The 9,022-nt window shown below is 64.8% G+C and carries 4 protein-coding genes; 1 reads left to right on the forward strand and 3 read right to left on the reverse strand.

Translation table 11 applies throughout. The features are described 5' to 3' along the window. Positions 1-284 precede the first annotated feature (284 nt). Entirely contained in the window at positions 285-1,892 is a 1,608-nt protein-coding gene (locus DEF28_RS20165) for an endonuclease NucS domain-containing protein (RefSeq protein WP_114399299.1), read from the reverse strand. Positions 1,893-2,642: 750 nt separating this feature from the next. Between DEF28_RS20165 and DEF28_RS20175 the strand changes: the two genes are divergently transcribed. Continuing rightward, entirely contained in the window at positions 2,643-4,895 is a 2,253-nt protein-coding gene (locus tag DEF28_RS20175; RefSeq protein ID WP_158562885.1) for a tetratricopeptide repeat protein, read from the forward strand. Between the two features lie 1,964 nt (positions 4,896-6,859). Here the strand turns inward: DEF28_RS20175 and DEF28_RS20185 are convergent. Together DEF28_RS20185 and DEF28_RS20190 are read right to left on the reverse strand one after the other, a co-directional pair. Beyond that, positions 6,860-7,261 (reverse strand): hypothetical protein, encoded by a 402-nt coding sequence (locus tag DEF28_RS20185; protein WP_114399303.1) that lies wholly within the window; start codon positions 7,259-7,261, stop codon positions 6,860-6,862. Between the two features lie 282 nt (positions 7,262-7,543). Continuing rightward, positions 7,544-8,911, reverse strand: coding sequence for an MFS transporter (locus DEF28_RS20190; RefSeq protein WP_114399304.1), 1,368 nt, complete (start codon positions 8,909-8,911; stop codon positions 7,544-7,546). Positions 8,912-9,022: the final 111 nt, after the last annotated feature.

The following is a 9,022-nucleotide window of genomic DNA, read 5'->3' on the forward strand; positions in this document are numbered from 1 at the left end:
CCCAATTTAAGGCGTATCCCGCCCGTACACGACGGGCATGCCTTGCCCCGTGGGCGCGCCCGAGCCCACCTGACCTGCCGCATGAGACTGGCCAGCACCCCTTACGCCGCTGTCAACCAGTGGTGGCCAACGGACCTCAGGACTCTCCCACATGCCCGCATATGCCCGTCCGCGACACGATCCTTCGAGTGCCGACCGCCATGGGGGTCAGGGCGCAGCCACCACGCTCGATTATCGCAGTACAAACGCAACACAATCCACCCAACCCAGAAAACAGACGGCCCTTAAGAGATATGCAAAACCTTCAGATAATCTTGCACAAGACCATTCACCTCCCCCCAATTGTCGTAGACAAAATCACGCAATATAAACGGCATTCCATCTGGTCGAAAATATGGCACTTGCTCACCAGGACCGTCGAAGCGGCAAATTTCCCCGTTATCAACAATCCGAAATTCTCCAAGCCGAACGTTCTCATTCATCTGGCTTACATCAAGGAAGACATACCTGAGGCCAAGAAGCGCAAGCAGATCTGAGTCAACCGTCCACACCTCTCCAGCCCACCGGTAAGCCGCATAATGCAACGGTTCCCGAAATACTAGGCGTACTCGCTGAATGAGGTCGGGGCAGCGTTCGCCATCCCAGGCAACATACCCCTGCGTAGCCCTGACGCGTCCATCGGAATACTTAGCGACGGCAGTCAAGTTGGGAACATATTGTTCGAAGACGCGCGTCTTATCCGTCAAACCATAAATAAGCGTCTGGACCAGGTCACTCGGGTTGTATACGTGAACCCTCACGTCAGTGCATGTAGGGTCGGCTACAGCCTCCTCGAACCACTGGCGGAGCAGGAGGGACCAATCATTATTTCCAACCAGGGGGCCCAGAGCCTCCTGAGTGAACGTTGACCAACGCAGGCGAATCCGGGGATCGGCGCTGCCGGTGTACAAGATCTGCGCACCGGCGCCTTTGCCAGAGACGGCGTTGCATAGATCAGTATCGCCAAGAACATCGGAGGTGGCATAGGCTCCGGACCTTCGTACCCGCTGCAGCTGCCAGCGATCGTCCCCCAGCAGCGCGGTGAACTTGTCCGGGTTACCGACCTCGACCGCTCGGGCGCCCCTCGCCTGTCGACATATGTGATGCAGAGCCCGATACTCGGCCGGATTCTGCTGGTAGGCAGTTGGTATCTCGAACCAAGGGTTGTCCTCGTCGCCTTCATCAGGAACTACGTCGAGGTCGGCCTGCAGGGGGACGAGTTCAGGGCTGATGCGTCCAATCGCATAGTAAAGTGCATACTTGCCCACCACCGTTTCGATGTCACGAACCCGGTCGAAGTCGAATCCAACCACGTTGCGAGCGTGGGCCTCCTGGGCGCGCAACTTGATCTTCTGCCAACCGTGCTCACGTTCCTCAGCGGAGGCATAGAGCTCAACGTTCTGAACGTTAGTGGGCCTGGGATCAAACGGGTCCGGCTTCCATTCGATCTGTTCAACCTGCAGGATGGCTCCGTCCGATCCCACAGTGATCCGGTACCCCTTCAAATCATGTTCCCAGTCCCGAGCGAGGTTGCTGGCGGAGGTAAGTAGGTCGCTCCAGGACGTGGACACGATGATGCTGCGGATGTGGTCCTTACGCAGAGCCTTCTCACGACGGAGCAGTTCGGTGTACTTGGTGACCTCATGGAGGGCCTGGCGGGCAGGACCTTTAGCCCTCTTCACCTCGATGATTACCCACAAGCCGTTCCTGTCTTGGGCGAGGATGTCGATGCGACCGGTAGCGCCTTGGGGATTGGCGAGGTGATACTCGATCTTGACCAGCGACATTCCTTCTTCGAGAAGGTGAAGGTTGGCGGCCAAGTAATCACGTATGTGAGCTTCTTTTACTGCCATCGCCCTGAGCGTAGCGATACCTGGCGACAGTCAGCGGCCCCTCACACTTGCGTGGCAGGCGGCTTCGGCACCCACCGAGCGCCGCTTCCGCGACGCGACGCCTTGCACCCCCGACACAGGCTCCACGGCCGTCATGTGTTCAGCGTCGCTAGCAACAGACGCCCCACTGCCTGAACGTCGCCGATCACAGTCCAAGATGGCCCGTTACGGCCAGTTTTGACGTGGAATCGCCGCGTGTCAGTCGGAGACGTTAAGGTCGGCGCCATGGGCGTGCTGGAAGCGGCGATGTGGGGCTTGGCAGGGGGACTGGCCGCCCAACTGCTCTCACTAGTTACAGCGGTGACCGCAGCGGGCTTCACATGGCCGTGGCAAGGCCACCGTGAACAGATAGGCCCGAGACTATTCGTGTTCGTGGCCGGGCTGATACTGGGAGCGCTAGTCGCAGCCGCCACGCACAACTCCATGAACGCCCCCTGGCCAGCATTCATTATGGGCGTCGGAGCGCCAGCCACAATCCGAGGCGTACTGTCAGGCGTAACAGTCAGCGAACGCAAACCAGAACCAACAGCCAAGACACTCCGAGTCGCAGAGGCAGAGCAGGAGGTATAGGCGATGGTCGCCGCTGACAGCCCCCTCGGCCGGCTTGTGACCGCAGCCCGTCCCGCCCGGCCTTGGCTTCATCTATCTGTCTCCTCGTGGTGGGCCCGCGTGTTGATCGCCGCTGGGGCTCAGCCCGTTCCTACCGACGCCATGACTGCCACGTTCACCCCTGAACATGCATCCGAAGAGGCGACGGACGTTGCAACAGATCCCGTCCCATGTGGCGTTTCTTCGCCGACCGTCAATGCCCGCACCGGCCACATCGGCGGCAGCCACGATTCCTCCGGCACGCTGCTCGGCAAGAAGCAGCGCCAGCAATTGGGGACAGTCACGCCCCCGCTGAACACGCTCCCCGGTCTGCCTGCTGGGCTCATCGGACGCGGTGACGAGCTCGCCCGGCTGTTGGCAGCTCTAGACCCCAACGCCGACGATCCCGAAAATGGGGCCTCCGGCAGGGCGGTGGTCGCAACGGTGACCGGGACGGTTGGGACCGGCAAGACCGCGCTTGCTGTCGCCACCGCGCACGAGGCCCATCGGCGCGGCTGGTTCCGCACGGTGCTATTCGTCGACCTTCAGGGCTACACCCCCGGCGCCGTCCCAGTCGTCCCCGAGCAGGCTCTGGTCACCCTGCTGCGAGCGCTGGACGTCCGGAGCCCGGACATCCCACCCACCATGGACGAGCAGGCCGGCCTGTATCGCTTCTTACTCCACGACCTCGCCACCAGGCAAGATGCGCCGGTACTCGTCGTTGCAGACAACGCCCGCACCGCTGACCAGGTCCTACCACTGAAGCCGGGGCCCGGCAGGCACCGTCTTCTCGTGACCTCGCGCCATGCATTCCCCGAACTCGGTGAGGCCCGACGCGTCAACCTTGGGGTTCTCCCCAACCAAGCGTCGATCGACCTACTCATCAACATTCTGGCCGAGTCCGACCCGGACGACCCGCGCACCATCGACACCGAAGGGCTTGGCGAGCTCGCACGGGCATGCGGGCACCTGCCGCTGACGTTGAAGCTCGCTGCCACGCTGCTAACCAACCACCCCCGCCAGACCCCGCGTGCCCTGGCGGCCCGGCTCGTCGACACGTCAAAGCAGCTGGACCAGACGGACCTGGGGACAAGCTCGTCGACGATGCAGGCTGCCTTCGACGCTTCCTTCGAAAACCTGAGCGAACGCCAGGCAGAGATGTTCGTCCGCCTCGCGCTGAACCCGGGACCCGACATCTCCACCGGCGGGGCTGCCGCGCTTGCCGGCATGCCCACCGACGATGTGGAGGAGGTGCTCGCGGATCTAGCCGCTGCCCACCTCATCCGCCACGACCACGAAAGCGGACGGTGGTCCATGCACGGTCTGCTCCGCGACTACGCCGAAGCTCAACGCGCGATCCGCACCGACGATTCCCCGAGAACTGCAGCAGCCCACGAAGAGGCACGGGATCGTCTTCTCAACTTCTACCTGGCCCGTGCCGAAGCGGCCATCGGTTGTTTGCGCGCTCTGCCAGGCGACGACATTCCGGTTATCTTCGAGGGACGCGATGACGCTTTGGCGTGGCTGGACGCCGAACGCACCAACCTCATCGGTATCGTCAACACGATTGCGGATGATCGGCCTCACCTTGCTGTTCGTATGAGCGCTCCCCTCTGCGAGTACTTGTCATGGCGGCGCTTCCTCAATGACCAACTCACCGTGGCCGCCATGGCACGCGATGCTGCCCAAGCGATCGGGAATCTCCAGAGTGAAGCCGACGCCTGGAACAACCTCGGCTCCGTACTTCAGGATCTCCACCGATTCAACGAAGCGATCGCTGCTTTGGAGCACGCCCGCGACCTCTACCAACAAACCGGCGACTCCCACCGCGAAGCCGCCGCGTGGAACAACCTCGGCCTCACACTTCGCTCCGTCCATGAGTTCAGCGAAGCCGTCATCGCTTTGGAGCACGCCCGCGACCTCTACCAACAAACCGGCGACTCCCACCGCGAAGCCGCCGCGTGGAACAACCTCGGCCTCACAATCGCTGCTCTGCGACACGCCTGCGACCTTTACCAACAAATCGGCGCCCCCCACAGCGAGGCCGACGCGTGGAACAACCTCGGCCTCACACTCCGCTCCGTCCACCACTACGACGAAGCAATCACCGTCCACGAGCGCGCCCGCGACCTCTACCAACAAATCGGCGACCTTCATCGCGAAGCCGGGGCGTGGAGTAACCTCGGCCTCACACTCCACGAGGTGCGGCAGATGTTCGAGGCGATGCACGCTTTCCAACGCGCAGCGGTCTTGTACACGCAAACTCAAGACGATGACCGACGAAACCAAGTCCTGCAGCTCTTGAGCTCAGCGCGCGATGAATACGAACGTCCGCGCCGTGAGGCGTTGGCCCGCATCATCGGAACACGTTCGTAAATCAATCACCGCTGCATGCCCGTCGTCCTGAGCCGCACACGACGTGCCTCTTGTGTAGTGGACGGAAGGCCTCAGTCGCGAGTGATCCCCGAAGTCAGCCGCCCCAAGGGCCGCTGCCACTCGGTCATCGGCCCGATGGCCGGCGCCAGTTCTTCGTTGCGATCCTCGGCCGCCCCGAAGGGCGGCTGCCACTTCCCCCTGGACGAGTTCACCGCCCTACCACCGGGAGTGTGTGCCCCAGGCTGGTCGACGAGTGGGGGCCGGCAGGAGTGGGGCTGGAGGTGGTGGACGGTGCCGTCCACCGACGCGGTGAACCGGCGAGCCACCGATACGGCCGCGCAATCAGAAAGCAATCACACGACGATCAAATCGCAATCACGAAACAATCAGCCCGCAATCAGAAGAACATCAGAGCCCGATCCCCAGCCGCGCAGGAACGACTTCGAACCCAGGGTGCGCAAGTCACCAATCAGCCATTCAGAGCCGCGAGAAGGCAACGCAGCACCTCCTGGACCTCGTGCGCGGGAAACATCACCAGGTCTCCACTGTCCCCCCGCCAGGTGAAGACCCCACCCCGGCACCACACGGTGAGCCCGCCCGGAAGCGAGAGCACCGACACAGAGGCGTGCACCGCGCCATAGATCCGGTGCACACCGTGCGACCGCAACGCCGCGTACAACCGCTGGGCAGGTCCGACAGCGTCCACTCCGCTGGCGCCGGGGCGACTGCCTGGGGTGGTTCGCCAGCCCACGCCGTGGTTCACGCCAAGAGGCGGACCGGAGCTGCGGACTCCCGCGCAAGACGGAGATCCATCGTGGTGGAAACGAGAGTAGCTACGTCCGTGTGGGCGAGGGCGCGCGATCATCCTCAACGGGTGCCTCCCACTCCTGCGAACACCCGGTGCCAGACGAGGTGTCGCGAGCCGGGGCGTGTCCCGCCGAGACACCAGGGCACGTCGGCCGTGGCGTTTCGGGCGGGCGGCGATAGATTGCCGTGGTTGCGCCGGTGATCGAGGTCGTTGAAGTCTGCCGGTCGACGCATTCGCGTCCCCCTTCCGCTCGTCAAGCCGCATACGCGGCTGATCGCGGTCCATGAACGCTCTACTCGACGTGACCTGGCAAGTCAATTGCGATAAGATTCTCGAGAATACTCGACCACGCGAAGCACAATCCGGGAAATAGTCGGCCAAGTACTCAATAGCGGATTTTCCGCGCAAATCGAATTCTGGCGCACCTCGAAGTGGTGCACCCGCCGGGTGCACCGTCCCCGACACACCCCGGCCGAACCCGGAACACCCCGGAAACGACTCCGCCGACGACGTCGGCGATTCTCGCAAAACCGCAGGTCAGAATAGGTTCACGGTGGGTGGTTCGATTCCCGTCATCCGCTCCAGAGCAGCAGAAGGCCAGGTAGTTCGGGGTAAACCGAACACCTGGCCGAACTGCTTTCCGGGGCCTTCTAGGAGCCCGCGTGCCCGCTACGTGCCACACACGTGCCATGCCCGGGGGTCGGTCCGCCCCCTGGCCAGTGCGAACAGCGGGGCCGACTGGCCTTGGGTTTCGGCGATGTGCTTGGCCGCCTCATTTACGGGCCGAGGTTGGTGCCGCCGATGGACACCGCCATGGCCCGCGGGCGGCATGGTGGTCGCCACATCGCGGAACGAGCTTCCAGCAGCGACCTCCGTGCGGCACGGGGAGCCCGGGATGACGGACCTGCTCGCTTATACGGTCCGGTGAGCAGGCTGACGGCCGTGGCAACGGACAAGGGATGACGGACGAGTCGCGCCTACTGGCTCTCGGAGAGGTAGGACAGGTCCGCCGACTGGTTGCCGACGTCCTCCGGGTTCTCCACGCTCAGGATCGTGGTCGTGGTGTCGAGGCCCAGGTGGGGAACCTGCCCCGGGGGCGGTCGGCGAGGTGCTCCGGGAGCTGGGGGTGCGGACGGACCGGTCGCTGGGTGGTTTCTCAGTCGGCCTGCTCGCTTGCCTGGTCAGCGTCATACGTGGTGAACAGGGTGCGTGCGAGTGGATAGGCGAACGGTGCCATGCCCGCGACGGTGATGAGCAGGCTGGCCAGCAGTCCGGCGACGAGTTTTGCGGCCGCCTGGTGGCGAAGCCGCCGGAGGAGCAGGGTGTAGGCGGTGACGGTGAGCAGACCGGTCACAAGCCCGCCGAGCAGGACGGGGATCACGTAGCCCATGTTGTCGCAGTCCCACTGGGGCGGGTTCGTCTCGGGCCAGGGAACGCAGCCGACGTGGAAGTACCGCATGGTGTTGAAGGTCGCCACGCCGCCGAGGTAGAAGGCCGCGGCGAGCAGCGCCACGCCCAAGAGCGTGACGAGCAGGCCGAGGACGATCTTCTTGATCATGGTGCGGCATCTCCAGGGCAACGGATTGACGCCCGGAGGCGTCGACTTCGGGTGCAGAGATCCGTGCGTTCCGGGCTCAGAAGCCCCGCTTGTTTCGGCGGCGCTGAGCTTTCTGCACCAATCATGCCGAGACGAAGCAGCGGAAGACCTAGGCACTGTCAGTCTGATGCCTCTTGAGTAACCTCGCTGGCGTCGTTCAGGTGATGTGCCGGGGGCGACCGCGACCGAGCAGTCGCCCCCGGGGGGGGGGAAGCGGCCTGGCGGCGCATCCCCGTGGCCTGGTCAGGCGCCGGTGGGAGCGCTCGCGCTGCTACGCGAGGAGCCGTGGGAAGCGTCGCCCTCCGCGATGTCGCTCAGCACCTCGGACGCGGCCAGCTCGTCCTCCGCGGCCAACCGGTCGAAACCAGCAACAGGGGGGTAGGTGTAGCGGCCCAGCGACCCGATGAGGACCGCAGCGGCGACCAGTGCTCCCGCCAGCACCGGGGTGATCGGGTCATAGGATCCCAGCAGGTCGTAGCCCAGCCCCAGCAGGAACGGCCCGAAGGCGGTGCCCAGCAGGAACGCCGCTTGGACCACGCCGAGGATCCGGCCGAACTGGCGCGTGCCCAGGTAGCGGCTGATGAGGACGGCCAGCAGATCGCCCTCGATTCCGAAGGCCACCCCGATGAACGCGACCGCGATGACGGCGGAGGGGAACGGCGGATGCAGGAAGAACAGCCCCGCGATCGGGGCGAGGATCACGATCGGGCCGACGACGGTCCCGCGCACGCGGTCGATGATGAACCCCCCGGCCAGCCGGCCGACCAGCGACGCCAGGCCGAAGACGACGAGCAGCGTCTCGGCCTGACCGGTGCTCAGTCCCCGGTCGGTCATCATCGGCACGAGGTGCACCTGCAGGCCGATGATCACGGTGCCGGCCAGGCCCAGCCCCAACGCGATGAGCCAGAAGTGGCGGGTGCGCAGCGCCTCCCGGAATGTCAGGCCGGGCAGTTCCAGGCTGACCTCGCGGTCCCCGACCTCGGTCTCACGGACGAGCCGTCCCCGGACGTGCTGCTCCGCCCGGGCGCGTACCAGCAGCAGCACCGCGGGGACCGACACCGCGACGGAGACCAGCGCCATGAGCGCGTAGGCGGACCGCCATCCGAAGTTGTCGATGAGCGCGCCGGCCAGCAGGGGGTTGAGGGCCGAGCCCAGGCTCACCAGGGCCGTCACCACGCCGATCGCCAGGGCCCGGTTGTTGTCGAACCAGGTCACCACCGCCCGGGCGCAGGGGACCACCGTGCCGGCCCCGAAGAACCCCACGAAGAAGCACGGGATGAGGTAGGCGGGTGCGATGGGCGGCATCAGCCCGATCATCGCCATCGACACCGCGTACAGCACGAACGACGGCACGAGGACATAGCGCACGGCATAGCGGTCGATGAGCTGCCCGACGAGGAGCAGGCCGATAGCCATTCCGACCGCCGCCACCGAGTACGACCCGGTGATGGTCGTGCGGCTGAATCCGGTCTCCTCGACGATCGGCAGGACGAACAGGCCGAGCGTGGCCAGGTACATGGTGCTGGGTGCGACGGCGTTGGCGACACCGGCGCCGACGGGTACCCGCCACGGGCTCCGTTGCTTGGCGGCGCGAGGAGGGGCAGAGTGCATGTGGATCGCTCCTAGCAGTGCGGCGGCCACTCCCGCGCCGCTCATGTGGCTGCTCCGGGGCCGTCGGCGACCAGGCGGCCTGCGGAGCCGGGGGTGGCGGGGTGGTCAGGT

The organism is Marinitenerispora sediminis (assembly GCF_003336425.1).
Classification (GTDB): domain Bacteria; phylum Actinomycetota; class Actinomycetes; order Streptosporangiales; family Streptosporangiaceae; genus Marinitenerispora; species Marinitenerispora sediminis.

Bases quoted from the DNA above. Each gene is read 5' to 3' on its own strand.
- DEF28_RS20165 (WP_114399299.1), bottom strand. From the start codon at position 1,892: ATGGCAGTAAAAGAAGCTCACATACGTGATTACTTGGCCGCCAACCTT.
- DEF28_RS20175 (WP_158562885.1), top strand. From the start codon at position 2,643: ATGACTGCCACGTTCACCCCTGAACATGCATCCGAAGAGGCGACGGAC.
- DEF28_RS20185 (WP_114399303.1), bottom strand. From the start codon at position 7,261: ATGATCAAGAAGATCGTCCTCGGCCTGCTCGTCACGCTCTTGGGCGTG.
- DEF28_RS20190 (WP_114399304.1), bottom strand. From the start codon at position 8,911: ATGCACTCTGCCCCTCCTCGCGCCGCCAAGCAACGGAGCCCGTGGCGG.